Consider the following 25,616-nt stretch of genomic DNA (forward strand, 5'->3'; position numbering starts at 1 on the left):
TCCCGACCCGAACGTCACCGAACCCCACCGGCGCAGCAGCACGCTCTGACCCGCCCACGCAGAAAGGCACGCGATCTCCATGACTCCATCCACGGCGACCGCCGTCGCATCGGCGATCACCACCACCGGGTTGTCCAAGTCCTTCGGTGACAAGGTGGTGCTCGCCGGCATCGACCTGCGCATCCCCGAAGGCTCGATCTTCGCCCTGCTCGGGCCCAACGGCGCGGGCAAGACGACCACCGTGCAGATCCTGTCCACCCTCATCTCCGCCGACGCGGGCACGGCGTACGTCGCGGGGCACGACCTGACCCGCGAGCCCGGGGCCGTGCGCGCCGCGATCGGCGTGACCGGCCAGTTCTCGGCGGTGGACGGCCTGCTCACCGCCCAGGAGAACATGATCCTCATGGCGGACCTCAACCATCTGAACCGCGCCGAAGGCCGCCGTCGCGCCGCCGGCCTGCTGGACCGCTTCGAACTGACGGAGGCGGCCGCCAAGCCCGTGTCCACCCTCTCCGGCGGCATGCGGCGCAAGCTCGACCTCGCGATGACGCTGATGGGCGATCCGCGCATCATCTTCCTCGACGAGCCGACCACCGGGCTCGACCCGCGCAGCCGGCGAACCATGTGGCAGATCATCCGGGGGCTCGCCGCCGACGGTGTCACGATCTTCCTGACGACGCAGTACCTGGACGAGGCCGACCAATTGGCCGACCGCATCGCCGTCCTCGACCACGGAAAGCTGGTAGCGGAAGGCACGCCGGAAGAGCTGAAGCGCCGCATCCCCGGCGGCCACATCCGCCTCCAGTTCGCCGACGCCGACGCACTCGAATCAGCCGCCGCCCTGTTCGGCTCCGTGACCCGCGACGACGAGGCGCTCACCTTGAACGTCCCCGGCGACGGCGGCGTCCCCGCCCTGCGCTCCGTCCTCGACACCCTCGACCGCGCGTCGATCAAGGCGGAGGCGCTCACGGTGCACACGCCCGATCTCGACGACGTGTTCCTCACCCTGACCGGCAGGTCCCGTTCCGGCGACGACGCCGGCTCCCCGAAGGAGAGCACCCGATGACCAGCCTGTCCTACGCCGTCGGCGACTCCATGACGATGTTGCGGCGCAACCTGAAGCACGCCCAGCGCTACCCGGGGCTCACGTTGTCGGTCGCCGCGACGCCCGTCGTGATCCTTCTTCTGTTCAACTACGTCTTCGGCGGTGCCCTGACCGCCGGAATCAGCGGCATGTCCGCCGGAGGCGGGAAGTACATCGACTACATCACCCCCGGGATGATCCTGTTGACCGCGACCGCCGGCGCCCTGGTCACCGCGGTCAGCGTCTGCGTCGACATGACCGAGGGCATCGTCAACCGGTTCCGCACAATGGCGATCTCCCGGGCGTCCTTCCTGACCGGGCATGTGGTCGGCAGTGTGATCCAGACGATGGCCAGCATCGTGCTCGTCATCGGCGTCGCGCTGCTCATGGGGTTCAGGCCCACCGCCACCTTCCTCGAGTGGGTCGCCGCCGTCGGCGTCCTCACGCTGCTCACCGTGGCGCTCACCTGGCTGGCGGCGGGAATCGGGCTGGTGGCCAAGAGTCCCGAGTCCGCCAGCAACATCCCCCTTCCGCTGCAGTTCCTCCCCTTCATCGGCAGCGCCATCGTCCCCACGGAGTCCATGCCCACCGGGATGCGCTGGTTCGCGGAGTACCAGCCCTTCACGCCGATCATCGAGACGCTGCGGGGCCTGCTGCTCGGCACCCCGGTCGGCGACAGCGCGATCATCGCCCTGGCCTGGTGCGCCGGGCTCAGCCTGGTCGGCTATGTGTGGGCGCGGACCACGTTCAACCGCGACGCCAACCGCTGAAACACCCGAGATCCGAAATCTTCGCCGGCTACGGCTTGCCCGATAGTCAATCTATCGGTATATATCGATCACATGATCCGATTGACACGGGAGCTCACGTGACCACGCTCGAGCGGCGTTACAGGAAGCTGATGGCGTGGTATCCGAAGGAGCACCGCACCCGGCACGAGGCGGAGATGATCACGGTCCTGCTCGCGGGGGCGACCCCCGGGCAGGAGCGGCCGACCCTCCGCGAGATGTCCGACCTGATGCGGGGAGGCCTGTCGATCAGGCTGGGCCGTGCGGCCGCGGCCGTCTCGCCGAGCTCGCGCCGGCACTGGCATGACGCCGTCGGCGTCGCGGCGCTCGTCGCACCGGCCGCGCTCTTCCTCGCCACCCTGATCCGGCCCGCGGGATACGCCTGGCGGCACAGTTTCGACGCCGCACTGCAAACGCTCCCGTACGCGCTGCCGTACGGCCTGATCGTGTTGCTGGTCTGCCTCAGGCGCAGAACGGCCGCCGTGGCCTGCGCCTGGGCCTGGACCTTGTTCACCGGGTTGATGGCGCTCAAGCAGCACGCGGACATGTTCGCCGAGTACGGCACGTCCTGGACGGCCGCCGACGTCGGGATGGGCGTGCTGCGCGCCGGGATGTGCGCCGCCATGCTGACCTTCGCGCCCTCGCCAGGACCGCCGCCCCTGAGTGACCGCTCGCCCGGGCCGGCCTCCCTGTACGGCCGGCGGCTGCTGGGCTGGTCGGTCGCCGTGTTCGCCACCACTGTCGCCGGCCTGCAGATCTCGAGCGGCTCAGGGAGTCCCCTCCCCGTTCTCGTGCCGGTTCTGGTCGTCACCACGGCCGCTGTGAAGACGCTGCGCTCGCCCGTCGGACGTCGCGCGATCGTCACCCTGCTGCCACTCCTGTGCGCGTGCTTTCCGCCGCCGTGGCTCGGGGATCCGGCCCGGCTGACGACGCTGACCGTGCTCTCGGCCGCGGTGCTGACCGTCGCCGCATGGCTGGCGAGGACCGAAGGCAGGGACCAGCTCAGGCCCGCGGACTTGCAGTGACCACTGTGGGCGCTTGAGCGGAAGGAGGGGCCACTCGTCCGAGTGGCCCCTCCGCTGCGCGCCGGTGCGCGGCTAGACTTTCGGGTCGGCAGTTCAACCGTGCTCTGCTGTAGCGGACGCGGCCTCGGGAGGGTGTTCCAGCACCCTCCCGGGGGTCCGTCCAACCGGACGGCGCCTACTCGCAGTAGACACGCACTTTGGCATCGAGCTGGTCGACCTCCACGGTCATCTCGTCGAGGTGCTCCACGAGCGCCTCGAGGTGTTCGGGCTTGAGCTGCGTCAGGTCGAACGGCACGCCCGCCTTGTTCAGTTCGGCGTTGGCCTTGACCAGTGCCTGCGGCGGGATCAGGGCCGCCAGCCGTACGCCGGCCCGCAGGAGCTGCAGCGGCACCCGCACGTTGACCCGTGTCGGCTCGTCGTTCTCGAGGGCGTCCACCTCCACCCGCAGGTACTTCGCCTTGCCCTTCGGCCGGGTGTCGAGGCTCGACGCCGCCGGCGGCTGGTCCCGCTCGAGCGCGGAGATGAGCTGCTCCGCCTCCTCTGGGGTGATCTTGCCCTCGGCCAGCATGTCGAGGATGTCCTTGCGCTGTTCGTTCATCGGAACCTCTCTCATCGGATGGTTACGAGCACAGCCGTACGGCCCTGCTCGATGTCGACCCGGGTGCCGGGCGACGCGGAGACGATGCGCCAGCCGGTGCCGAGTGCCCGCACCACACTGACGCGGTACAGGAGGCAGGCAACGGCCACCCCCACTACGGCCAGGACCGCGACCGGTGAGAACACGACCACCACGGGGAGCACCGGGACCCAGATCCGGATGGGACGACCGTCCGGGCGCTTAACCCTCACGGTCACCAGCTGCGGCATCACGTCCTGCCCTCCAATTCGGACAGCGCCTGCTGTGCGGTGATCTCGCCGCGGCGCAACCGATCGATGACGTCGGCCCGCGACGGCGCCGGATCGGTCTCGACGAACTCGAGCATCTGCGTGATCCGGTTCAGTCGCGATTTGATCGTCGGGTAGCTCACCCCGAAGATCCGCTCCATCTCCTTGATGGAACCGTGGCACCGCACGAACGCCGTGACGAAGACCTGGTCCTCGACGTTGAGCTGAGCCAGTTGCGGTAGTTCGAACTCGCCCTCGATCGCGACGCCGCCGCCTGCCAGGCGCACCCGCTCGACGACGAACGGCCGACCCCGGGTCAGGTTCGTGAGCTCCTGCCAGTCCATCGCCTGATCTGTCATATCTAAAGTTGTACCCGCCGAACTTTCAATTTTCAAGAAGTTGATCTTGATTTTCTTTAAATGGCACGCCAATCGGGTTCTTGCCGGCCCGCCGACCACCCTTCCGGCCGTGGGCGCGGGCGATCAGGGATCGGGTGACGGGTTGGCCGGTCGCGCGCTGGTGCCAGATCGCGGCGGTCAGGGCGAGGACACGATGCCGCGGACGGCGAGGCCCGGCCGGGATGCGTCCGCCGCGGACTTCGACGTCGAGCAGGCCCTTGCGGGCGTCGATGACCGGCTCGATGGGCCGGCGAATCGCTTGAGCCGCTACTCGCCGGTGCGAGGTGGGCGGTCGCTGTATGCGGAGCGCACCAGCCGTACGCCTCGTTCGACCGCACGGCGGCACGAAGGCGCTTGCCGAAGCCGGATTCCCAGGAGGCGGCCCGAACGGCTCAGGACTTACTCGTCCGGCTCCTCACGCCAGATGGGTGGCGGCGATCGTGCGCGCGACGCGTTCGAGAAGCGGTCCCGCCTCGTCGATGCACCGCTTGACGTCGGGCTCGATGTCGGTCAGGGCGTAGGCCGCACCGATCCCCGCCGACCGGAGCTCGGCGTCGCCGATCGACCTGCGCCCGCAGACGGCCACGACGGGCACGCCGTGCTTGGCCGCCGCCGCCGCGACGCCCACGGGGGCCTTGCCGCGCAGCGACTGCTCGTCGATCGAGCCCTCCCCCGTGACGACCAGACGGGCACCTTCGACGTGCCGGTCGAAGTCCAGCAACTCGAGGAGGTATCCGATCCCGGGCCGGATCTCCGCCCCCAGGAAGGCGAGCGCGGCGAAGCCCACTCCCCCTGCCGCCCCGGCCCCCGGACGGCCGGCGACCCCCATGCTCCGCACCACGCCGTCGTGCTCGATCGATCCCACGAGACCGTGCGTGTGCACCGCGACCGCGGCCAGCCTGGCCAGCCCCTGCTCCAGGACCGCCACATCCCGCGGTGCGGCCCCCTTCTGCGGGCCGTAGACGGCGGCCGCGCCGTTCGGCCCGAGCAGCGGGTTGTCCACGTCGCTCGCGACGACGAACTCGACTCCGCCGACGCCGGTTCCGCCCGCGGCCGGCTGGGCGAGCGCCGACGCGTCGATCCGGTCGAGCCGCCGCAGCGCGGCCCCGCCGAACGGCAACTCCTCCCCGTCCTGGTCGAGCAGGCGCACTCCCAGCGCCTGGACCAGGCCGGCTCCCCCGTCGGTGCAGGCGCTGCCGCCCAGCCCGAGGACGATCCGGGTCGCGCCGTGCCGTACGGCGTGGGCGATGAGCTCCCCGGTCCCGAAACTGGTCGCGGTGAGCGGGGCGGGCGCACCGGGCAGCCTCCGCAGTCCCGAGGCCTCCGCGAGCTCGACGACCGCCACCCTGCCCGCGGGCCGCGGGGAGGCGGCGCGTTCAGCGGCCGGTTGCGCCGGCGCCGAGTCCTGCGGCTCGTCGCGCACGGCGTACGACGCCACGACCGGGTCGCCGGTCGGGCCGGTCACCTCGACCTCGACCCGGGTGAAGCCGGAGGCCACCACGGCGTCCACGGTCCCCTCGCCGCCGTCGGCCACCGGCAGGCCCACCACCGGCACCCGTCCCAGTCCCGCCGCCACATGGGCGACCACCTCGGGCGAGGTCAGCGACCCCCTGAACTTGTCCGGCGCGATGACGACGTGACCCTTCATGATCCCCTTTTCGCGGCTCGGCGGCGACGACGCCGTCCATCATCCCGCCGGGATCCTGATGTGTGCGCACCGGGATCCCGGCGGGGCGACGTCCCGCGGGAGCGAGGAGGAACGCTCCCCGCGAGGACACTTTCTAGTGAGGCAGGCCGGTGTAGCCGGGGAAGTTGCCCGGCAGGCGTTCGCCCTCGGGCCCGAGCGTCACCGCCCGGACCAGCAGTTCCCCTCCGACGAACGCGCCGCGCCACGAGGCGCCGAGACCGCCGAACAACTCCTCTCGGTCTCCCCGCGAGCGGGGCGCGTTGATCCCCACCTTGAAGGCCCGCACCTCCGAGGCGACCCGCGTCGCCGTCTCCTCGTCGTCGCAGGAGATGGTCGCCACCAGCGCGCCGTTACTGGCGTTCATCGCGGCCAGCAGTTCGGCCTCGGTGTCGACCACCACGATGGTGTCCACCGGCCCGAACGGCTCCGCGTGGCGAAGCGGCGAGGAGCCCGGCGGGGCCAGGATCGCCACGGGCGCCAGGTACGCGGAGGTGTCCTGGCCGGGAAGGAACCGGCCGTCGGCCAGCGACCCCCGGTAGAGCGGCACGCCGCCCTTCGTGATCGCCTCGTCGACCTGGTCGGCCAGCTCCTTCACCTTGGTGTTGTTGATGAGCGGGCCGAAGTCGAGCTCCGGCAGCGCGTCGTCCGCCGACTCCACCGCGAGCGGGTGGCCGAACCGGACCGATCGGACAGCCGGGAGGTAGGCCGCCAGGAAGTCGTGGAACAACGCGCGCTGGACGATGAAGCGCGGGTAGGCGGTGCACCGCTGCTTGCCGTAGTCGAAGGTCTTGCGGATCTGGCTCGCCAGCAGGTCCCAGTCGCTGTACTCCCAGATCCCCCAGCAGTTGAGGCCCTCCTGCTCGAGGATGTGCCGCCTGCCGAGGTCGGCCAGCGACGTCGCGACCTTGGCGCCGGCGTCGCGCCCGCCGACGAAGGACACGCATCCGAGTTCCTGACTGCGGACCAGCGCCGGGGAAAGCTCGGCGCCGCCGCCGCTCACCAGGGTGATCGGCAGTCCCTCGCCCACGGCCAGCGCGCAGGCGAGGGTGAGACACGCGAGGCCGCCGTCCGTGGGGGTCTTCGCGATCGCGGCGTTGCCGGCGAGGGTCTGCACGAGCATTGCGTGCATCAGCACGCTCAGCGGGTAGTTCCAGCTCGCGATGTTGCTGACCGGCCCGGGCAGCGGGGCGCGTCCCGCGACCATGGAGTCGGCCTCTCCGACGTACCAGCGCACTCCTTCGATGCACCGGTCGACGTCGGCGAGGGCGAGCTTCCAGGGCTTGCCGATCTCCCATACCAGCAGCAGGGCCAGCAGTTCCCGATGTTCGGTCATCGCGTCGAGCGTGGCGGAGACCCGGGCCTTGCGGTCGGCCAGCGGCACGTGCCGCCAGCGCTGGTGCTCGTCGAGGCTCGCCCGCACCGCCCGCGAGGCGGTCGACCGGTCGAGACGCGGCGGGCCGGCGATGGTGGTGCCGTCGACGGGCGACGCCGCCGGCGACGGGCGGCCGTCACGCTGCCACATCCCGGCCCAGTGGTTGAGCACCCTGTCGTCGTGGAAGGCTTCCGGCGCCGCCGTACGGCATCGGCTGTAGGCGTCGGTCCAGGCGGTGCCGGGCTTGAGCAGGAGTGGCATGCGCGTTCTCCTCAGTCGGACCAGTCGATGGCGAGGGCGAGCTCCGGAAGCGGTTCGAACTCCTTGATCGCGTCGAGCGACTGCCCCATGGCGGCGTTGGCCTCGCGTTCGACCATCACCTCGACGAGCACGGGCAGCTGCGCGCGCTCGGCCTCGGCGGTGGCCCAGGCGAGGGCGTCGCGGATGTCGCCGGGCCGCTCGACGCGGCGCGCGGGGCAGCCGAAGGCGTCCATGACCTTCACGTGGTCGATCCCGCCTTCGCCGTAGTGCAGGTCGACCGCGTAGTTCATGTCGTACGGCAGCTCGGCCTGCCGGATCAGCCCGAGATACTCGTTGTTGATCATCACGATCACGAACGGGATGCGGTACTGCGCCGCGACCGCGACCTCCTCCATCAGGAACTGGAAGGAGTAGTCGCCGACGACGGCCACGACCTGCCGGTTCGGGTAGGCGCACTTGACGCCCATCGCGGCCGGCACCTCCCAGCCCAACGGCCCGGCCTGCCCGCACACGAGGTAACGGCGGGGAAGGAAGGTCTTCTGGAATTGCCCCGACCAGATCTGGTAGAGGCCGATGGCGGTGACGAACGTCGTGTCCTGGCCGAAGAACTCGTTGATCTCTTTGAAGACGCGGGGCGGCTTGATCGGGACGTCCTCGAAGTCGTCGCGCCGCGGCAGCGTGGTGCGCAGCTTCTCGACCTTCTTCACCCAGCGGCCCGGCTTCTTCTGCGCCGTGTGGCGGCGGGCCTCCTCGGTGAGGGCGGCCAGCGTCGGCCGCGCGTGGCCGACCAGGCCGAGGTGGGGTTCGAAGACCTTCCCGATCTGGGTGGGCTCGATGTCGGCGTGGATGAAGGTGCGGCCCTTGCGGTAGACGTCCAGGTCACCGGTGTGCCGGTCGCCGAACCTGGCGCCGACCGCCAGGACCAGGTCGCTTTCCAGGAACGCCGCGTTCCCCCAGCGCGTCTGGGTCTGGATTCCCGCCATGCCCGCGAACAGGGGATGGTCTTCGGGGAAGGCGCCCTTGCCCATGAGCGTGACCTGGACCGGGACCTGCAGGTGCTCGGCCAGCGCGCGCAACTCGGCCGACGCGTCTCCGATGACGACGCCGCCGCCGGCGAGGATCAGCGGCCGCTGGGCCTCCATCAGCAGGTCGATGGCCGCCCGGACGGCCTCGGCCCGCGGCTCCGGCACGTCGACGGGGAACGGGCCGTCGAGCTCGGGGTCGTAGAGGCAGGTGCCGCGCTGCACGTCGATCGGCAGGTCGATGAGGACGGGCCCCGGACGGCCGGATCGCGCGATGCGGAAGGCCTCGCGGAAGACCCAGGGCGCCTGCGCGGGCTCCTTGAGCTGCACGGCCCACTTGGTGACCGGCTTGGCGATCTCCACGATGTCGACGGCCTGGAACGACTCCTGGTGCAGCTTGCTCTTCATCGCCTGGCCGGTGATGCAGATCATCGGGATCGAGTCGGCCAGCGCGGTGTACAGCCCGGTGATCATGTTCGTGCCGGCCGGGCCCGACGTGCCGATGCAGACGCCGACGTTGCCGGTGACCCGGGACCAGCCGTCGGCCGCGTGCGTGCCGCCCTCCTCGTGCCGGACCGTGACGTGCCGGATCGAGCTGTGCTGGAGCGCGGCGTAGAGCGGCAGGATGGCCGCTCCGGGGATGCCGAAGACGGTGTCGACGCCTTCGGACTCCATGACGGCGACGACCGCCTCCATGCAGGGGATGCGCTTCACCTGGCCTCCTCCGAGAGCGTGCGCGAGGTCGTGGGGCGCGTGTCGGTTGTCACGCTGCGCTCGTTCACGAGTTGATCCTTTCGATCACCTTGAGCAGTGCGGAATGGTCGAGCGACCCGTGACCCTGGGCCTTCGCCGCGGCGACGAGCTGGGCGACCATGCCGGTGAGCGGCAGGGACACCCCCGCCTCGCGCGCGGCGGCGACCGCGATGCCCATGTCCTTGTGGTGGAGGTCGATGCGGAAGCCGGGAGCGAACTCCCGCTTGATCATGCTCTGGCGCTTGAGGTCGAGGATCCGGGAGCCGGCCAGGCCTCCGGCGAGCACGTCCATGCCGGGGCCGGGGTCCACCCCTGAGGCCTCGAGCAGCACGATCGCCTCGGCCACCAGGCCGTAGATGCCGCCGACCACGAGCTGGTTGGCCGCCTTGACCGTCTGCCCGGCGCCGTGGGGTCCGACGTGGACGATGGTCGTGCCGAGGTGGCCGAGGATCTCCCTGGCCGCCTGGAAGTCCTCGGCCCGGCCGCCCACCATGATCGACAATGTGCCGTCGACGGCGCCGCGCTCACCACCGCTGACGGGCGCGTCGAGCACGCCGACGCCCCTGTCGGCGGCCTCCCGCGCGACCCGGCGGGAGGTCTCCGGCCTGATCGTGCTCGCGTCGATGTAGAGCAGCCCGGGCTTGGCATGCGCGAGCAGGCCGTCCTCGCCGAAGGCGACCTCCTCCACCTGGGGGGAGTCGGGCAACATCGTGATCGCGACGTGGGCGCCCGCGACCGCCTCTGCGACGTTCGCGGCCGTCTGCCCGCCGATCGCGGCGAGCGCGGCCAGCCGTTCCTCGCTGACGTCGTACCCGACGACCGTGTAACCGGCTCGCACCAGGTGGGCCGCCATCGGGCTGCCCATGATCCCGAGCCCGATGAATGCGATGTTCATCCGTTCCTCCATGCGAAGCTCTCGGCGCTCGCGCCGACGGGCCGGTACTCCAGGCCGACGTGGCCGCGGTATCCCACGGCCCCCAGCCGCTCGAAGATCTGCTTGTACGGCATGGCGCCGGTGCCCGGCTGACCCCGCCCGGGGTCGTCGGCGATCTGCACGTGGCCGAACCGTGCGGAGTGCGTGTCGATGAGGGCGATCACGTCCTCGCCCATGCGGTGCAGGTGGTACAGGTCGGCCAGGAAGGCGACGTTGGTTGCGCCCACCTCGTCGATCACCTCGAACGCGCCGGCGGACGACTCGATCGGATAGTGCGGGTTCTCGTGCGTGTTGATGGCCTCGACGACCACCGTGGCGCCGACCTCCGCCGCGGCCTGCGCCGCCAGCGAGAGGTTGGACAGGGCCAGGTCGCGGTGCGCCCGGTCGGGCTCGCCCGGTATGCGGTTGCCGTAGAGCGCGTTGAGGACGCGGCAGCCCAGCGCGCCGGCCAGGCCGACCGCGACGTCGATGTTCGCGCGGAACCGCGCCGACCCGTCCGGCCGCGACAGCAGGCCCCGGTCTCCCGCGGCCATGTCGCCGGCGTCGAAGTTCAGCCCGACCAGCCGCACCCCGGCGTCCTCGATCGCGCGCCGCAGCCGGTCGAGTTCACGCTCCCCGGGATCCGGGCGGTCGAAGGGCCACCACAGCTCCACCGCGTCGAACCCCGCCTTGGCCGCGGCGGCCGGACGTTCCAGGAGCGGCAGCTCGGTGAAGAGGATGGAGAGGTTGACGTCGAACTTCACGATGCCTCCAGGAACGTCACGATGCCGGTCGATCGCGATCGGGGGGTCCGACCCTCGGCGCGGCCGGCCGATCAGGGACAGGACGCGCCTCAGCGGGTCCGGATGGTGTCTCGCATGAGGCGGGCGGTCTCGCTGGGGGTCTTACCGACGCGGACGCCGACCTTCTCCAGGGCTTCCTTCTTGGCCTGGGCCGTACCGGCCGAGCCGGACACGATCGCGCCCGCGTGGCCCATGGTCTTGCCCTCCGGAGCGGTGAACCCCGCCACGTAGGCCACGACCGGCTTGGTCACGTGCTGCTCGATGTAGGCCGCCGCCCGCTCCTCGGCGTCGCCGCCGATCTCACCGATCATCACGATCGCGTCGGTACCCGGGTCGTCCTGGAACGCCTGCAACGCGTCGATGTGCGTCGTCCCGATGACCGGGTCGCCACCGATGCCCACCGCCGTCGAGAAGCCGATGTCCCGCAGCTCGTACATGAGCTGGTACGTCAGCGTCCCCGACTTGGACACCAGGCCTATACGACCGGCGGAGGTGATGTCGGCAGGGATGATGCCCGCGCTGGACTGGCCGGGGCTGATCAGGCCCGGGCAGTTCGGCCCGATGATCCTGGTCCGCCCCGACGCCTGAGCGCGTGCCCAGAAGCGCAGCGTGTCGTGGACGGGAACGCCCTCGGTGATCACCACGCACAGCTGGATCCCGGCGTCGATCGCCTCCTCGACGGCGCCCCTGGCGAACTTCGGCGGCACGAAGACGACCGACACGTCGGCGCCGGTCTCGGCCATCGCCTCGGCGACCGTGCCGAAGACGGGCACCCAGCGCTGCCCGAAGTCGGCCGACTGACCGCCCTTGCCGGGGGTCACCCCGGCCACGACGTCGGTCCCCGCGGCGAGCATGCGGGCGGTGTGGCGGGTGCCCTCCGCGCCGGTCATGCCCTGGATGAGCACTTTGCTGTCCTTGGTCAAGAAGATCGCCATCGCTGCTCCTCTCCGCGGCGCACCCGGGTCGTACGGGGGCCGCTGCCGGCGTTTCCTTCGGCGCTCCCGACGGAGCTCACGCGGCGGCCAGCTCCGCGACGAGCTCGGCGGCGCCGTCCATGGTGGTGACCACGCGGACCATCGGATGAGCCGCGTCGCTGAGGATCTTTCGCCCGGCTTCGGCGTTGTTGCCGTCGAGGCGCACGACGATCGGGCACCGCGCCTCTCCGAGGACCTCCAGCGCCTTGACGATGCCGTTGGCGACGGCGTCGCAGGCCGTGATCCCGCCGAAGACGTTGACCAGCACGGCCCGCACGTCGGGGTCGGACAGGATGATCTCCAGTCCGTCGGCCATCACCTGGGCCGAGGCCCCGCCCCCGATGTCGAGGAAGTTGGCCGGCCGTACGCCGTCGAACCGCTCGCCCGCATAGGCGACGACGTCGAGCGTGCTCATGACCAGCCCGGCTCCGTTGCCGATGACCCCGACCTGGCCCGCGAGCTTCACGTAGTTGAGGTGCTTGGCGCGGGCTCTGGCCTCGAGCCCGCCGTCGTCGGAGCCGTCGGCGAGGGCCGCGTGGTCGTGGCGGAACGCGGCGTTGCCGTCGAGGGTGATCTTCCCGTCGAGGGCGAGGACCGTTCCGTCCGAGGTGCAGGCGAGCGGGTTGACCTCGACCAGCACGGCGTCCTCCTCGACCAGGACCTCCCACAGGCGGACGAGCGTGGCGGCCACCGCGTCAAGGACGTCCTCGGGCAGACCGGCGCGGGCGGCCAGCAGGCGGGCGGTCTCGAGGTCGACGCCGATCGTGGCGTCGATCGGGATCCTGGCCAGCGCCTCGGGCTTGGTCGCCGCTACCTCCTCGATGTCCATCCCGCCCTCGCTGGACACCATGGCCAGCAGTGTGCGGTTGGCCCGGTCGACGAGGTAGGCCGCGTAGTACTCCTCGAAGCCGCCGGTGGCCTTCTCGACGAGCACGCGGTGAGCGGTGTGTCCCTTGATGTCCATTCCAAGGATCCGCCGGGCCTCGTCCTCAGCGGCCGAGGGGCCTGGCGCGAGCCGCACTCCGCCGGCCTTTCCTCGCCCGCCCGTCTTCACCTGGGCCTTGATCACCACCGGGGCCCTCATCTCGGCCGCGATCGCGCGCGCCTCCTGGGGGGTGGCCGCGACCTGGCCGGGGGGAACCGTGATCCCGTGCCGGGCGAACAACTCCTTGGCCTGGTACTCGTACAGGTCCATGGGGGGTCTCCTTTAGAGGGCTCGTAGACTGTATACCGTATGGAATCGCGTCGGTCTAGGGTCTCGACAGGCGTCGACTTCCGGGATATTCCATACAGTATGGAGAAACCACAGGTCGTCCGAGACTGGCAGGGACGCGCCTATCTCGTCGGCGCATCGCCACGCGATCTCATCAATCGATCGAGGTCATGGATGCTCTGGCTGCCCTGGGCCGCCATGATCGCGATCGCGCCCCTCCAGTACGGCTACGCGGCCGCCGTGCCGGGCCTGCTCGGTCCCGGGGGCCGTTCCGTCACCGGAGTGCTCGCCCCCCTCGCCGCCTGGATCGTCTGCCAGGCCGTCGTCGCCTTCCCCACGGCGTACCTGGTGCGCGACGGCCGGCTCGGGGCGCGCGCGGCGCTCGGCGCCGGCGCGGCGCTGAGCGGCACGGCCCTGTTCACCCTCGCCCTCGCCGACGGGACGGCGACGATCGTCGCCGGATACGCGCTGCTCGGCGGAGCGGGCGCCGGGCTGGTCTACGGCGTGTGCACCGAGGTCGTCGCCCGGTGGTTCCCGGAGCGCCCGGGCACCCACGTCGCGTTCGCCACCGGCGCGTTCGCCTACGGCGCCGCGCCCCTCGCCGTGGTCGCCGGCGCGGGCCCCGCGCATCTCGACGTCGCGTTCGCGGTCTCCGGCGTCGTGGCGGTCGCCGTGATCGGCTTCGCCGCCCGGTTCGTACGGCTGCCGCCGCCGCGCTGGTGGCCGTCCCACGTCGACCCGCGCGACCACGCGCTCGACAGCCTGGTGCTGCGCAGGACTCCCCCGGCGCTGCGGGAGTTCTCGACGGGCCAGGCGCTGCGGACGGGCGCGCTGTCCAGCCTGGTGGCGATCCTCGTCCTGGCCGGTGCGGTCTCCATCTTCGACGTCGTCGTGGTGGCCACGCTCGAGGCGCCGGGATCGTGGATCGCGCTGACCCTTCTGATCGCCCTCAACGGGGCCGGCCGGGCCTGCGCGATGCTCGCCTCCGAGCGGTTCGGCCGCAGGCGCGTGCTCAGCGCCGTGCTCGCGCTGCTGGCCGCGGGACAGCCGCTGTTCGCCGCGGGGACGTCACCGGGCTCCACCGGCCTGATCTTCGTGGGGGCGGTCCTCGCCGGGCTCGGCGGCGGCGCCTTCTACCCGCTCATCGCGAGCCTGGTGCGCGAGTTCTTCGGGCACGAGCGGACGGCGGAGATCCACGGGGTGGTCTACAGCACCAAGGCCGTGGCGGGCGTCCTCGGCGTCGGGCTCGCCTACGTGGCGCTCACGTCCGGGAGCCAGGCGACGGTCTTCGTGGGAATGGCGATGGCGGCCGTGCTGTCACTGGTGGTGAGCCATCGGCTGCGGCGGCCGGGATGCCCGGCGACGTTGCCGGCGGGCATGTGATTGGCTTCACAGACGGTTGGCAAGCGTTCAACTGTATGCTGTAGGCGGTCTACGAGAAACAGCGACGGGATATTCGCGGCATTCGGCCGCCGCCTGTCGCGTCATTCTGGAGTGGATGGACATGTTGCGGACGGAATTGGCGAGCCAGGGAGCCGCTCCCAAGATCGCGCGGCCCGTACCGCTGCGGGAGAGCGTATTCGAGGCGCTCCTCGAACTGATCCTCACGGGCCATCTCAAGCCCGGGCAGCACCTGGCGGAAAGCGAGCTCGCCGGCCTGCTCGGCGTCTCACGACAGCCGATCCGGGAGGCGCTGCAGCTGCTCAGCGGTGAGGGCTGGGTCGACCTGCACCCCGGGCACGGCGCCTTCGTCCACGCGCCGACGGTGGAGGAGGCGGACCAGCTCCTCGCCGTGCGCACGCTGCTGGAGACCGAGTCGGCCAAGCTCGCGGCCCGTCACTCGACGCCCGACGGCGTGCAGCGGCTGCGTGCGCTGTGCGCCCGTGGGCTGGCCGCCGTGGAGGCCGACGACGTCGACGCGTCGGTCGCGATCAACTCCGAGCTGCACGCGGCGATCACCGAGCTGTCCGGCAACAAGGTGCTGGCCGAGCTCGCCTCCCAGGTCTCGCGGCGGGTCCGGTGGTACCACACACCGGTCGCGCGCAAGCGGGGCCGCGACTCCTGGCGCGAGCACACCGAACTGGTCGACGCCATCGCCGCAGCCGACGAGGACCGCGCGGCCGAGATCATGCGCAAGCACACCGAGCACACGCGCAGCTCCTACCTGGAGCAGCGCGAGGCGGAGCCGATCGAGGCGGCGCCGGAGCCCACGAGGCGCCGCCGGCCGCGTTCCCCCAAGTGAAAGACCACAGAAAGTCCCGCTGAAAGCGGATTTACCGCCTGGCACGTTTCCCAGAAACGTGCCAGGCGAATCATTTGACCCACGGGGTGGGCGGACCGGCGCAATAGAGCCGATTTCACGTCGAGATCAACCGGATGGCCGTCGTTCGCGTGCCCGTGAAAATTGGCATACCAGATCCGGCGGGATCCCCGGGCGTCGCCGTGAAGTTTCAGAATTGACATGGAATTCACGAGCACTCCGTTTGGTTGAAACACCTCGGGTAGATGATTGTCAATGGAACGGAAACAGCACCTCGCGGAGCCGGCCGTTCTGAGTCGACCGAGGTCAGAGCCGTGAGCCTGAAGACCGGACGGCATCCGGGGCATCAGGCCGAATCCATGAAGGAAAGGCAGAAAAATGAAGAAGACGCTTCTGCGCAGATTCCGCGCATTGCTCGAGGAGCCCGTGGGGCATCCCGCGGACGGCCGGATGATCGGCGCCGGACTGGCGGCGGCGATGCGCAGGCAGGGCTCCGCCGACGACGTCGAGCGCTACCTCGAGGCCTGGGCCGGCGACCGCAGGATCGACGCCTCCCGATGACCATGGGCGGGAGTCTCCCCCGAGGAGAGCTCCCGCCCATGGGCGCGGGCCGGGCGTCAGGAGTCCACGGACACCTGATCCCGTTCCAACTCGACCTCCTTGCGGCGGTCGCTTCGCGACTTCAGCAGGCTGGCGACCGTGGTGATGGCCAGCGTGCCGATGATGACGCCGAGGGAGGCCACGATGGGCACCTCGGGCGCCCACGAGACGCCGTCGTGGTGGAGGGCCTCCATCACGAGCTTGACGCCGATGAAGGCGAGGACCACCGCCAGGCCCTTGTTGAGATAGACCAGTCGCTCCAGCAGGCCTCCCACGAGGAAGAAGAGCTGGCGCAGGCCCATCAGGGCGAAGACGTTGGCCGTGAACACGATGTAGGGCTCCTTCGTCAGGCCGAAGATGGCCGGGATGGAGTCCAGGGCGAACAGGAGATCGGACGTCCCGATCGCCACCATCACGATCAGCATCGGCGTGACGAGCCTGCGCCCGTCGATCCGCGTCGTCATCGCGGCGCCGTGGTAGGCGTCGGTGGACGGCACGAGCCGCTTGACCGTGCGGAGGGCGAGGTTCTCCGAGAAGTCGGCCTCCTCTTCCTTCTCCGTGATGAGCTTGTAGGCGGTGTACGCGAGGAAGGCTCCGAAGATGTAGAAGAGCCAGTCGAACCGCGTGATCGCCTCCGCCCCCACCGCGATGAAGGCGCCCCTCATGACGAGTGCCAGCACGATTCCCGTCATGAGCACCTTCTGCCGGTACCGCTGGGGCACGGAGAAGCGGCTCATGATGATCAGGAACACGAACAGGTTGTCGACGCTGAGGGAGTATTCGGTGATCCAGCCGGCGAAGAACTCCCCGCCGTGTGTCGGGCCGGCGAGGAACACCATGCCCAGGCCGAAGATCACCGCGAGCAGGACGTAGAACGACACCCACCACACACATTCACGGAACGACGGCTGCCGCGGGTTGCGTGAGATGAGGTAGAAGTCGACGGCGAACACGGACAGGAAGCCGCCGACCGTGACCAGCCATACCCACACAGGCAGGTTCATCGTGCTCCTTTCTCACGGCGCCTGAACGCCCGCCTCTGCTCCCGCGCCCGCCAGAGGGCCTCCGCGTGCGCCACATACCGGCCGAGCAGTTCGTTCGCGACCGGATTGCCGTCCGCGACGCGCATGAACCACTGCGGAGCCAGGCGCTCGTGCAGCCACACGAAGCCGATCGCGAAGCCGAGGCTGACGACGGCCTGGAAGGCCAGGAAGGCCGGCAGATCGTCGGACAACATGACCTGGCCGAAGACGACCTGGCTCGTGACCGCCTCCTGGACGAGCCGGCCCAGCGGGAAGCCGACCAGCCAGTAGACGCCTGCGGGCGCGAACACTCCCGGCTGGAACAGGTTCCGGCCGAGCAGCATGCCGTACCCCGCCCCGAGCAGGCCGAGAGGAATGGCCAGTGACAGCGCGGAGACCAGCGCCCAGGTCGCGGAGTGCCCCGCGACCAGGGTCAGCCCGCCGGCCATGGCGCCCCCGAGGAGCCCGATGACCAGTCCGGGCAGGGCGACCTCTGCTTGCAATCGGGCGCGATTCATCAGTCGAGCACCACGCCGTACTTGAAGAGGCTGTAGAACAGCATCCCGAGGTAGAACACCGCGCCGAACCCGATGATCAGGTTCGTGTACAGCTTGGGCCGGATCGGCTTGGGCAACATCCGGTTGTTCACCAGCAGGAGGGTGACGCAGTAGGCGCCCATCGCGAACGTCGACAGGAACGCGAGCGTGTCGAGGATCGCTCCGGGGCCGTCCGCGGGTCCCCACAACAGGATGCAGATGCCGAAGATGATCACGCCCCACAGGAAGGCGGCGTAGAGCTTGGAGATGCCGAACTTCTTGGCGCCGGGCACGAAGTGGTAGCTCATGTCCGCCTGCCCTCGGGAGAAGGAGTCGAACAGGCCCAGCGTGGCGTTGAGGCCGATCAGCGCGATGAAGCCGAGGAAGACGGCGCCGAGCACCGAACTGCCGGCGGAGGCGAAGGAGTCGGACATCGCGTTGAGCGACGCCTCCCTGTCACCGGCGAGGATCAGTTCCTTGACATTCGAGTTCTGCCGTGACGCCGCCTGGGCGAGCACGGTGAACGAGACCGTCACCAGCATCGTGATGCCCCAGAAGAGCAGGAAGGCGTCGAAGGTGACCCAGCGCCGCCAGCCCTTCCACTTGCGCATCTCCTCGGGGTTGTCGGTGTCGAACATGAAGCCACGCGAGGGCATGGCCTCCTCTTCACCGGCGTGCCGCAACCCGCGGATCTTCGGGATGTGCGCGCCCATGCCGGCCCCGGAGTCGCGCAGGTGCAGGGTGTACCACATCTGCTGCATTCCGGAGGGGCCGGCGAAGGCGATGGAGCCGACGATGACGGGGAACCACGTCGGCGACAGCGCCTCGTCCGGAAGGTAGCCGAAGGCGAACATGCCGGTGATGGTGCTCGACAGGTCCGACCAGCTGCCCACCATGGCCGCGATGATCGCGGTGCCGATTACCAGGACGCCGATGAGGATCGACAACACGTTCTCGAGCAGGTTGTAGATCACCTTGGCCAGGCTGAACACGATGCCGACCAGGACCAGGCCCACGCAGGCCGTTACCACCCAGGGTATTCCGGTGATCTTCTCGAAGGCCGCGGCGCCCGCTGACAGGTGCCCCGGCCAGATGTACACGAGGATCGCCACCGCGAAGAAGAACCACATGAGCGGCTTGAAGACGCGCGCGGCGCCGAAGAAGATGCTCTCCCCCGTCGCCATCGCGTATCGGGCCATCTCCAGCATGACGACGGCCTGGAGGGTGACGCCGATGAGGAAGAGCCAGCGGATCTCCGGCCCGAAGAGCAGAACCAGCCGGGGCCACATGTAGGACTCGCCCATGCCCACGCCCAGCGCGACCAGGAAGACGGTCGGGCCGAGGATGTGCACCGAGGGAGGCGCGTCGGGTAATGACCGGATGGGCATCGGCTCCAGCCGGCCCGCTTTCCATACTCGTTCGTCCTGCACCGGCGAGACGCCGGCCTGGCCGGGTCCTGGGGTAGCCGGTGTTTTGGATGTCTCCACCTAAATCCTCCTGGGGAGTTGATCACTTCTAAGGCAGCCTCGAACGCCCCCTCACTCGCCCCGAAAGCGGCCGGCTCAGCCGCTCAGCAGACCCGCGGCCCTGGCCCAGCGATACTTCGCGCCGAGCACGGCCACCGGCTTCTCGGTCGTGTATGGATAAGCCACCACGCCGTGGTCGAACAGGTACTCGCATGCCTCCTCTACTTCCGTGTCGCCCGCGAGCGACGCGACCACCGGCTTCGTGTTGCCCTTCGCCCGCTCGTCCGCCACCACGCGGGCGATGAGCTCGGCGAAGACCATTGGGGGGGTCACGATGGTGTGCCAGTAGCCGAGGACCAGTGCGTGGATTCGCGGATCCGACAGGCCGAGCCTGACGGTGTTCTCGTAGGTGCTCGGTGGCTCACCTCCGGTGATGTCGATCGGGTTGCCCGCCGCCCCGAAGGGGGGGATGTAGGCGCGGAAGGCCTCGTCGAGATCCGGGGGGATCTCCATGAGCGTGAGGCCGTTGTCCACGCAGGCGTCGGAGAGCAGCACGCCCGAGCCGCCGGCTCCGGTGATGATGACGACGTTCTCGCCCTGGGGGGTGGGCATCAGCGGCAGCGAGCGGGCGTACTCGAGCATGTCGTTCAGCCCGGCCGCCCGGACGACGCCGGCCTGACGGAGGATGTCGTCGTAGACCTTGTCGTCGCCGGCGAGCGCGCCGGTGTGCGAACCTGCCGCCCTGGCGCCCATGGCGGTGCGCCCGGCCTTCAGCACGATCACCGGCTTGTTCTTCACCACCCGCTGGACGGCGTCGACGAAGCCGCGCCCGTCCTTCAGGTCCTCCAGGTGCATGGCGACGCAGCGGGTGTTGTCGTCCTGCTCGAAGAAGGTGAGCAGGTCGTCTTCGTCGACGTCCGCCTTGTTGCCGACGCCGACGATCGCGGACACGCCCATCTTGGTGGTGCGGCTGAAGCCGAGGATGGCCATGCCGATGCCGCCGCTCTGCGAGGTCAGCGCGACGCTGCCCTTCACGTCGTACGGCGTGCAGAACGTCGCGCAGAGGTTCTCCGGCGTGTAGTAGTAGCCGTAGATGTTGGGCCCGAGCATGCGGACGCCGTGCCTGCGGGCGATCTCGACGATCTCCTGCTGGCCTTCGACGTTGCCGGTTTCGGCGAAGCCCGACGGGATCATGACGGCCCCGGCGACGCCCTTGCGGCCGACCTCTTCCAGGGCTCCGGCGACGAACTTCGCCGGGATGGCGAACACGGCGACGTCGACCTCGCCCGGCACGTCGGAGATGCTGGCGTAGGCGGGCAGGCCGAGGATCTCCGGCGCCTTCGGGTTGATCGGGTAGATGTGGCCCTGGTAACCCCCGTTGATGAGGTTCCGCATGACCGAGTTGCCGATCTTGCCGGTCTCCCCCGACGCGCCGATCACGGCCACGGACCGGGGCTTGAAGATCCGCTTCATGGAGGCGAGGATCTGCTCGCGCGGCAGCCGTACGGGCTCGACGACGGGACCCTCGGCGAGCAGGATGCGCACGTCGGCGGCGATGGCGCCCTCGGCGGTCGCGAAGACGGGGTTGAGGTCCACCTCGGTGATCTCGGGGAAGTCGCTGACGAGGGCGCCGACCCGCTCGATCATCGCCGCGAGCGCGGCGCGGTCGGCGGGAGCGGCTCCGCGGGCGCCCTTCAGGACCTCGGCCGCCTTGATGTCGTCGAGCATCCCGGTCGCCTCGTCGCCGGACAGCGGCGCGAGCCGGAACGTGACGTCCTTGATGACCTCGACGAGCACGCCGCCGAGGCCGAAGGCGACGACCTTGCCGAACGTCTGGTCGGTGACCGCGCCGATGATCACCTCGTGACCGCCGCCGACCATCTGCTGGACCTGCACGCCGTCGATCGCCGCGTCGGCGTTGTAGGCGTGGGCCGCGGCCATGATCTGCGCGTAGCCGTCGCGGACCGCCTCGGGCGTGGCGAGCCCGACGAGCACGCCGCCGGCCTCGGTCTTGTGCAGGATGTCCGGCGAGACGATCTTGAGTACCACGGGGAGGCCGATCTCCGCCGCGAGCGCCGCCGCCTGGTCGGCGGAGGTCGCGAGGCCCTCGCCGGGGGTGGCGATGCCGTACGCGTCGCAGATCCGCTTGCCCTCCGGCGCGGTCAGGCCGGTACGGCCCTCGGCCCGCGCCTTGTCCAGAACCTCGCGCACCGCCTGGGGATCGGGGGTGACGTTGTTCGGCATCAGATGACTCCGTTCGACTTCAGCTCGGCGAGCTCCTCGGCGGTGACGCCGACGGTCGCGTAGATCTCCTGGTTGTGCTCGCCGAGAAGCGGCGGGGTGGTCACGGTGACCGGGGAGTCCGACAGGTTCAGGGGGCTGCCGACAGTCGCGAAGGTGCCGCGCTCGGGGTGGGCGACGTCGACGATGATGCCCTCGGCCCTCAGCGAGTCGTCCTCGATGAGCTCCTTGGTGGACAGGATCGGGCCGCAGGGGATGTTCTCGGCGTTCAGCGCGTCGAGCACCGTCCACTTGCCGTGCAGGCTCGTCCACTCCTCGATCAGCTGGAACATCTTGTCCAGCTTGGGCAGCCGGGCGGCGGGGGTGGCCCACTCGGGGTCGTCGGCCAGTTCGGGGCGCCCGATGATCCGGGCGAGGGGGGCCCAGCCGGGAGGCTGGACGATCACGTAGATGTAGTCGTTCGGCCCGCCGGGGGCGCACTTGACCGCCCAGCCGGGCTGGCCGCCTCCCGAGGCGTTGCCCGAGCGGGGGACGTCGTCGCCGAAGGTCTTGTTGGGGTATTCGGCGAGCCCTCCGTGCGCCAGGCGCTGCTGGTCGCGCAGCTTGACCCGGCACAGGTTCAGCACCGCGTGCTGCATCGCGACCTGGACCCGCTGGCCGCGGCCGGTCTGGGTCCGCTGGTAGAGGGCGGCCAGGATGCCGGCCACCGTGTGGATCCCGGTGCCCGAGTCACCGATCTGGGCGCCCGTCGCGAGCGGCGGGCCGTCCTCGAAGCCGGTCGTGCTCATGGAGCCGCCCATCGCCTGGGCGACCACCTCGTAGGCCTTGAAGTCGGCGTACCGTCCGGGGCCGAAGCCCTTGATGGAGGCGTAGATCAGCCGCGGGTTGAGCTCCTGGAGCCGCTCCCAGGTGAAGCCCATGCGGTCGACGGCTCCCGGGCCGAAGTTCTCCACGAGGATGTCCGCGTCCCGGACGAGCTCCGTGAAGATCTCTTTTCCCCGATCGCTCTTCATGTTGAGCGTGATGCTCTTCTTGTTGCAGTTGAGCATGGTGAAGTAGAGGCTGTCCACGTTGGCGACGTCCCGCAGCTGCTGACGGGTGATGTCGCCGTTGGGGGACTCGAGCTTGATCACGTCCGCGCCGAGCCAGGCGAGGAGCTGGGTGCAGGAGGGGCCGGACTGGACGTGGGTCATGTCGAGGACGCGGACGCCCTCGAGTGCGCTGCTCATCGAGGCTCCCCTACTTGTACATGGTCTGGTTCATGGTCCCGGGGGCGTAGACGTCCGGGTCGACCCATACGTTGATGAGCGCGGGCTTGCCCGACTCGCGGGCCCGCTCGAGTGCCGGGCGGATGTCGGCCGGGTCGCGGACCTCCTCGCCGTAGCCGCCGAGCATCCGGGCGAACTCGTCGTACCTGACGTCGCCGAGGGTGTTGCCGACGCGGCCGCGGTCGTCGCCGTACTTGGCGGCCTGGCCGTAGCGGATCTGGTTCATCGAGGAGTTGTTGCCGATGACCCCGATGAACGGCAGGTCGAAGCGGACCATCGTCTCGAAGTCCCACCCGGTGAGGCTGAAGGCGCCGTCGCCGAACAGGCACAGCACCTCCTTGTCCCGCTGGGCGTACTTCGCGGCCATCGCGAAGGCGACGCCGACGCCGAGGGTGCCGAGCGGGCCCGGGTCCATCCAGTGGCCCGGCGACTTGGGCTGGACGACCTGGCCGGAGAAGGTGACGATGTCGCCGCCGTCGCCGATGTAGATCGTGTCCTCGGTGAGGAACTCGTTGATCTCGTGGACAAGGCGGTAGGGGTCGATCGGCTGCGAGCCGGACAGCTGCCGGGGCAGCCGCTTCTCGAACGCCTTGGTCTCGACCTCGCGCAGCTCCTCGAGCCACTTCTTCCTGCGGGCGCTGCCGTTGTCCTCGCGGCCGGTGGCCGCGGCCGCGGCGGCCGACAACACGAGGCCGGCGTCGCCGACGATGCCGAGGTCGATGTCGCGGTTCTTGCCGACGGTGCGGTAGTCGAGGTCGATCTGGACGACCGTCGCGGTCGGCGACAGGCGCTTGCCGTACCCCATGCGGAAGTCGAACGGCGTGCCGACGATGATGATGAGGTCGGCCTCGGTGAAGGCGTAGCGCCGCGACAGCTGGAAGTGGTGCGGGTCGCCGGGCGGCAGCGTGCCGCGGCCCGAGCCGTTCATGTACGCGGGGACGTTGAGCGCGCGGACGAAGTCGACGGCGTCGCTCGTCGCGCGGCAGGTCCACACCTGGCTGCCCAGGAGGATGGCCGGCTTCTCCGAGTGCACGATCAGGTCGGCGAGGCGCTCGATGGCCGCCGGGTCGCCCAGCTGGCGCGTGGAGGCGCGGTAGCGGCCGGCCTCCGGGATGCGCGCCTTCTCCAGCGGCACCTTGGCGTCGAGCACGTCGCGCGGGATCTCCAGGAACGACGGCCCGGGTGCGCCGTTGTAGCACTCCCTGAAGGCCATCGACACGATGTCGGCCACCCGCTCCGTCGACGGCACCGTCGCGGCGAACTTGGTGATCGGCGTCATCATGTCCACATGCGGGAGGTCCTGCAGCGAGCCCATCTTGTGCTGGCTGAGCGCCCCCTGGCCGCCGATGAGCAACATCGGGCTCTCGGCTCTGAAGGCGTTGGCCACGCCGGTCACGGCATCGGTGGTGCCGGGGCCCGCGGTCACGACGGCGCAGCCGGGTTTGCCGGTGATCCGCGCGTAGCCGTCGGCGGCGTGCGCGGCGACCTGCTCGTGCCGGACGTCGACGACCTCGATGCCCTCGTCAATGCAACCGTCGTAGATGTCGATGATGTGGCCGCCGCACAGCGTGAAGATCACATCGATCCCCTCCGCCTTGAGCGCCTTGGCCACCAGGTGACCGCCGGAGATCGTTCCCGATTCGGCATCCGCTGTCATCTGTGTCGTCCTCTCGCTGTCGCGAATTCGTCCTAACTCCATACTGCATACCGTATGTTGAAGGTGTACTCCGGTGGCCGGGCGATGTCCAGACCCTTTCGGCCCGGGACCGGAGGACTTTCAGCCGGGCAGAGTGAGCAACTCGACCTGACCGCCCTCCCACCTGGGCGGAACCACGGCCAGCGCGTCCGCGAGCGCCGCGCCCCACAACGAGCCCGGGCGGTCGTGCCCCACGGGGACCGCCCCCCGGGCCGAGCGGCGGACCGCCACCAGGCGGGTGTCCGACGGGTGGGACGGCGCCTCCCCGGCCAGCGCGGTGCGCTCGCCGCGCGCCTCGGGCAGCCCGAGCAGGCCGCGGATCGCCGGGACCAGCAGGGTGAGCGCGGCCGACAGGGCGGCATAGGGGTTCCCCGGCAGTCCCACGACGAGCCCGCCTCCGGGAAGGCGCGCGAGCAGCTGCGGGTGGCCGGGCCGCACGGCGACGCCGTCCACGAGGACGTCGGCGCCGAGCCGTTCGAGCACGGGGCGCAGATGGTCGGCCCGGCCCTTCGAGGAGGCCCCGCAGACGGCCGTCACGTGCGCGGATCCGCCGTGCGCCGACAGGGCGGCGGTCAGCGCGGCCTCGCCGTCCGGCAGCCAGAGCGGCTCCCCCGCCCTCCCGCCCGCCCAGCCGATCAGACCGGGCAGGAAGGGCCCCACGGCGTCGCGGACCATCCCCTCGGCGGGCAGGCCCGAGCTCGTCACCTCGTCCCCCGTCACCAGGACGGAGACGAGGGGACGCGGGCGCACCCGCAGCGTGTCGTGCCCGAGCCCGGCGGCAAGGCCCAGGACGAGCGGCGTGACGGGCGTTCCCGCAGCCAGCACGGCGGTGCCCTCCACGCACTCCTCGCCCCTGCGGCGGATGTGCTTTCCTCGTGGGGAGGCCCCCGACACCTCGGTCACCACCGGGCCGTACCGCACCCGAGCGGCCTCGTAGGGCAGCACGGACTCCGCACCCGCGGGAACGGGGGCGCCCGTCGCGATCTCGACGGCCGTGCCGGGCGACAGGACCCCCTCATGCCGGGAGCGGCCGGCCAGCACCCGGCCGATCACCCGCCAGGGCGCGGGGCCGGCCACCGCGTAGCCGTCCATCGCGGCCACGTCGTCGCGGGGCAGGTCGACCAGGGCCCGCAGCGGCTCCGCCAGGCGGCATCCGGCGCTCTGCTCGAGGGGCAGGTCGGAGGGAGGAAGCTGCCGCACGGCCTGGGCCGCTATCCGCCGCGCGGTGTCCCACGGAACCGCGCCCCCGGGCCGGTCCCGTCTCGGCGGACCGGCCAGGACCGTGCTCGTTTTCCTGGACAGGACCCTGTCGGCGACGGTCATCAGCGGCTCCTTGACCTCAATTTTGC

The 25,616-nt window shown here is 70.3% G+C and carries 23 protein-coding genes; 6 read left to right on the forward strand and 17 right to left on the reverse strand.

Going from position 1 to position 25,616, the window contains the following annotated elements; translation table 11 throughout:
• The first annotated feature begins 79 nt into the window (after positions 1 to 79).
• The 3 genes from Pka01_RS09495 (at position 80) to Pka01_RS09505 (ending at position 2,897) form a co-directional block, all read left to right on the forward strand.
• Positions 80 to 1,066 (forward strand): ATP-binding cassette domain-containing protein, encoded by a 987-nt coding sequence (locus Pka01_RS09495; RefSeq protein ID WP_203882256.1) that lies wholly within the window; start codon positions 80 to 82, stop codon positions 1,064 to 1,066.
• The gene (locus tag Pka01_RS09500; protein WP_203882257.1) at positions 1,063 to 1,854 is read left to right on the forward strand and encodes an ABC transporter permease; all 792 of its coding nucleotides are present in this window, start codon (positions 1,063 to 1,065) and stop codon (positions 1,852 to 1,854) included. The genes Pka01_RS09495 and Pka01_RS09500 overlap by 4 nt, the downstream gene beginning before the upstream one ends.
• Positions 1,855 to 1,952: 98 nt before the next feature.
• Entirely contained in the window at positions 1,953 to 2,897 is a 945-nt protein-coding gene (locus Pka01_RS09505) for a hypothetical protein (protein WP_203882258.1), read from the forward strand.
• A gap of 175 nt (positions 2,898 to 3,072) precedes the next feature.
• Here the strand turns inward: Pka01_RS09505 and Pka01_RS09510 are convergent, their stop codons facing one another.
• From Pka01_RS09510 to sucC, 10 genes are all read right to left on the reverse strand, one after another.
• The gene (locus tag Pka01_RS09510; protein ID WP_203882259.1) at positions 3,073 to 3,495 is read right to left on the reverse strand and encodes an SHOCT-like domain-containing protein; all 423 of its coding nucleotides are present in this window, start codon (positions 3,493 to 3,495) and stop codon (positions 3,073 to 3,075) included.
• Positions 3,496 to 3,506: 11 nt separating this feature from the next.
• A complete protein-coding gene (locus Pka01_RS09515) occupies positions 3,507 to 3,764 on the reverse strand; it encodes a hypothetical protein (RefSeq protein ID WP_203882260.1) in 258 nt (85 codons plus the stop codon).
• Positions 3,764 to 4,141, reverse strand: a complete 378-nt coding sequence (locus Pka01_RS09520) for a DUF2089 domain-containing protein (protein ID WP_203882261.1) — start codon at positions 4,139 to 4,141, stop codon at positions 3,764 to 3,766. The genes Pka01_RS09515 and Pka01_RS09520 overlap by 1 nt, the downstream gene beginning before the upstream one ends.
• Positions 4,142 to 4,595: 454 nt before the next feature.
• Positions 4,596 to 5,828 (reverse strand): glycerate kinase, encoded by a 1,233-nt coding sequence (locus tag Pka01_RS09525; protein ID WP_203882262.1) that lies wholly within the window; start codon positions 5,826 to 5,828, stop codon positions 4,596 to 4,598.
• A 133-nt stretch (positions 5,829 to 5,961) separates the two neighbouring features.
• Positions 5,962 to 7,500 (reverse strand): aldehyde dehydrogenase family protein, encoded by a 1,539-nt coding sequence (locus Pka01_RS09530; protein WP_203882263.1) that lies wholly within the window; start codon positions 7,498 to 7,500, stop codon positions 5,962 to 5,964.
• Between the two features lie 11 nt (positions 7,501 to 7,511).
• Complete coding sequence (gcl, locus tag Pka01_RS09535; RefSeq protein WP_203882264.1) at positions 7,512 to 9,236, reverse strand: glyoxylate carboligase; 1,725 nt, start codon at positions 9,234 to 9,236, stop codon at positions 7,512 to 7,514.
• Between the two features lie 64 nt (positions 9,237 to 9,300).
• Entirely contained in the window at positions 9,301 to 10,170 is an 870-nt protein-coding gene (locus Pka01_RS09540) for a 2-hydroxy-3-oxopropionate reductase (RefSeq protein WP_203882265.1), read from the reverse strand.
• The gene (locus Pka01_RS09545; protein WP_203882266.1) at positions 10,167 to 10,952 is read right to left on the reverse strand and encodes a hydroxypyruvate isomerase family protein; all 786 of its coding nucleotides are present in this window, start codon (positions 10,950 to 10,952) and stop codon (positions 10,167 to 10,169) included. Before Pka01_RS09545 ends, Pka01_RS09540 begins: the two co-directional genes overlap by 4 nt.
• An 89-nt stretch (positions 10,953 to 11,041) precedes the next feature.
• On the reverse strand, positions 11,042 to 11,926 hold the full coding sequence (gene sucD / locus Pka01_RS09550; protein ID WP_203882267.1) for a succinate--CoA ligase subunit alpha: 885 nt from the start codon (positions 11,924 to 11,926) through the stop codon (positions 11,042 to 11,044).
• Positions 11,927 to 12,002: 76 nt separating this feature from the next.
• Complete coding sequence (sucC, locus tag Pka01_RS09555) at positions 12,003 to 13,160, reverse strand: ADP-forming succinate--CoA ligase subunit beta (protein ID WP_203882268.1); 1,158 nt, start codon at positions 13,158 to 13,160, stop codon at positions 12,003 to 12,005.
• A gap of 192 nt (positions 13,161 to 13,352) precedes the next feature.
• Here sucC and Pka01_RS09560 point away from each other — a divergent pair, with 192 nt between their 5' ends.
• The 3 genes from Pka01_RS09560 (at position 13,353) to Pka01_RS09570 (ending at position 15,999) form a co-directional block, all read left to right on the forward strand.
• Complete coding sequence (locus Pka01_RS09560; RefSeq protein WP_203882269.1) at positions 13,353 to 14,561, forward strand: MFS transporter; 1,209 nt, start codon at positions 13,353 to 13,355, stop codon at positions 14,559 to 14,561.
• Positions 14,562 to 14,682: 121 nt separating this feature from the next.
• On the forward strand, positions 14,683 to 15,420 hold the full coding sequence (locus Pka01_RS09565; RefSeq protein WP_203882345.1) for a GntR family transcriptional regulator: 738 nt from the start codon (positions 14,683 to 14,685) through the stop codon (positions 15,418 to 15,420).
• A gap of 396 nt (positions 15,421 to 15,816) precedes the next feature.
• Positions 15,817 to 15,999: a hypothetical protein gene (locus Pka01_RS09570; RefSeq protein ID WP_203882270.1), complete on the forward strand. Its 183-nt coding sequence runs from the start codon at positions 15,817 to 15,819 to the stop codon at positions 15,997 to 15,999.
• Positions 16,000 to 16,055: 56 nt separating this feature from the next.
• On the opposite strand, the gene Pka01_RS09575 is transcribed toward Pka01_RS09570, so the two are convergent.
• The 7 genes from Pka01_RS09575 to Pka01_RS09605 form a co-directional block, all read right to left on the reverse strand.
• The gene (locus Pka01_RS09575; protein WP_203882271.1) at positions 16,056 to 17,042 is read right to left on the reverse strand and encodes a TerC family protein; all 987 of its coding nucleotides are present in this window, start codon (positions 17,040 to 17,042) and stop codon (positions 16,056 to 16,058) included.
• Positions 17,039 to 17,578: a hypothetical protein gene (locus tag Pka01_RS09580; RefSeq protein WP_203882272.1), complete on the reverse strand. Its 540-nt coding sequence runs from the start codon at positions 17,576 to 17,578 to the stop codon at positions 17,039 to 17,041. Before Pka01_RS09580 ends, Pka01_RS09575 begins: the two co-directional genes overlap by 4 nt.
• Positions 17,578 to 19,083, reverse strand: a complete 1,506-nt coding sequence (locus Pka01_RS09585) for an Nramp family divalent metal transporter (protein WP_203882273.1) — start codon at positions 19,081 to 19,083, stop codon at positions 17,578 to 17,580. Before Pka01_RS09585 ends, Pka01_RS09580 begins: the two co-directional genes overlap by 1 nt.
• 75 nt (positions 19,084 to 19,158) lie before the next feature.
• On the reverse strand, positions 19,159 to 21,306 hold the full coding sequence (locus tag Pka01_RS09590) for an acetate--CoA ligase family protein (RefSeq protein WP_203882274.1): 2,148 nt from the start codon (positions 21,304 to 21,306) through the stop codon (positions 19,159 to 19,161).
• Positions 21,306 to 22,532: a formyl-CoA transferase gene (gene frc / locus Pka01_RS09595; protein WP_203882275.1), complete on the reverse strand. Its 1,227-nt coding sequence runs from the start codon at positions 22,530 to 22,532 to the stop codon at positions 21,306 to 21,308. The genes Pka01_RS09590 and frc overlap by 1 nt, the downstream gene beginning before the upstream one ends.
• Positions 22,533 to 22,542: 10 nt before the next feature.
• On the reverse strand, positions 22,543 to 24,228 hold the full coding sequence (locus tag Pka01_RS09600) for a thiamine pyrophosphate-binding protein (RefSeq protein ID WP_203882276.1): 1,686 nt from the start codon (positions 24,226 to 24,228) through the stop codon (positions 22,543 to 22,545).
• A 120-nt stretch (positions 24,229 to 24,348) separates the two neighbouring features.
• A complete protein-coding gene (locus Pka01_RS09605) occupies positions 24,349 to 25,590 on the reverse strand; it encodes a molybdopterin molybdotransferase MoeA (protein ID WP_203882277.1) in 1,242 nt (413 codons plus the stop codon).
• Between the last annotated feature and the right edge of the window lie 26 nt (positions 25,591 to 25,616).

It is taken from the genome of Planotetraspora kaengkrachanensis, from assembly GCF_016862895.1.
GTDB lineage: Bacteria > Actinomycetota > Actinomycetes > Streptosporangiales > Streptosporangiaceae > Planotetraspora > Planotetraspora kaengkrachanensis.

Bases quoted from the DNA above. Each gene is read 5' to 3' on its own strand.
- Pka01_RS09495 (WP_203882256.1), top strand. From the start codon at position 80: ATGACTCCATCCACGGCGACCGCCGTCGCATCGGCGATCACCACCACC.
- Pka01_RS09500 (WP_203882257.1), top strand. From the start codon at position 1,063: ATGACCAGCCTGTCCTACGCCGTCGGCGACTCCATGACGATGTTGCGG.
- Pka01_RS09510 (WP_203882259.1), bottom strand. From the start codon at position 3,495: ATGAACGAACAGCGCAAGGACATCCTCGACATGCTGGCCGAGGGCAAG.
- Pka01_RS09515 (WP_203882260.1), bottom strand. From the start codon at position 3,764: ATGCCGCAGCTGGTGACCGTGAGGGTTAAGCGCCCGGACGGTCGTCCC.
- Pka01_RS09520 (WP_203882261.1), bottom strand. From the start codon at position 4,141: ATGACAGATCAGGCGATGGACTGGCAGGAGCTCACGAACCTGACCCGG.
- Pka01_RS09525 (WP_203882262.1), bottom strand. From the start codon at position 5,828: ATGAAGGGTCACGTCGTCATCGCGCCGGACAAGTTCAGGGGGTCGCTG.
- Pka01_RS09530 (WP_203882263.1), bottom strand. From the start codon at position 7,500: ATGCCACTCCTGCTCAAGCCCGGCACCGCCTGGACCGACGCCTACAGC.
- Pka01_RS09540 (WP_203882265.1), bottom strand. From the start codon at position 10,170: ATGAACATCGCATTCATCGGGCTCGGGATCATGGGCAGCCCGATGGCG.
- sucD (WP_203882267.1), bottom strand. From the start codon at position 11,926: ATGGCGATCTTCTTGACCAAGGACAGCAAAGTGCTCATCCAGGGCATG.
- sucC (WP_203882268.1), bottom strand. From the start codon at position 13,160: ATGGACCTGTACGAGTACCAGGCCAAGGAGTTGTTCGCCCGGCACGGG.
- Pka01_RS09560 (WP_203882269.1), top strand. From the start codon at position 13,353: ATGCTCTGGCTGCCCTGGGCCGCCATGATCGCGATCGCGCCCCTCCAG.
- Pka01_RS09565 (WP_203882345.1), top strand. From the start codon at position 14,683: ATGTTGCGGACGGAATTGGCGAGCCAGGGAGCCGCTCCCAAGATCGCG.
- Pka01_RS09570 (WP_203882270.1), top strand. From the start codon at position 15,817: ATGAAGAAGACGCTTCTGCGCAGATTCCGCGCATTGCTCGAGGAGCCC.
- Pka01_RS09575 (WP_203882271.1), bottom strand. From the start codon at position 17,042: ATGAACCTGCCTGTGTGGGTATGGCTGGTCACGGTCGGCGGCTTCCTG.
- Pka01_RS09580 (WP_203882272.1), bottom strand. From the start codon at position 17,578: ATGAATCGCGCCCGATTGCAAGCAGAGGTCGCCCTGCCCGGACTGGTC.
- Pka01_RS09590 (WP_203882274.1), bottom strand. From the start codon at position 21,306: ATGCCGAACAACGTCACCCCCGATCCCCAGGCGGTGCGCGAGGTTCTG.
- frc (WP_203882275.1), bottom strand. From the start codon at position 22,532: ATGAGCAGCGCACTCGAGGGCGTCCGCGTCCTCGACATGACCCACGTC.
- Pka01_RS09600 (WP_203882276.1), bottom strand. From the start codon at position 24,228: ATGACAGCGGATGCCGAATCGGGAACGATCTCCGGCGGTCACCTGGTG.
- Pka01_RS09605 (WP_203882277.1), bottom strand. From the start codon at position 25,590: ATGACCGTCGCCGACAGGGTCCTGTCCAGGAAAACGAGCACGGTCCTG.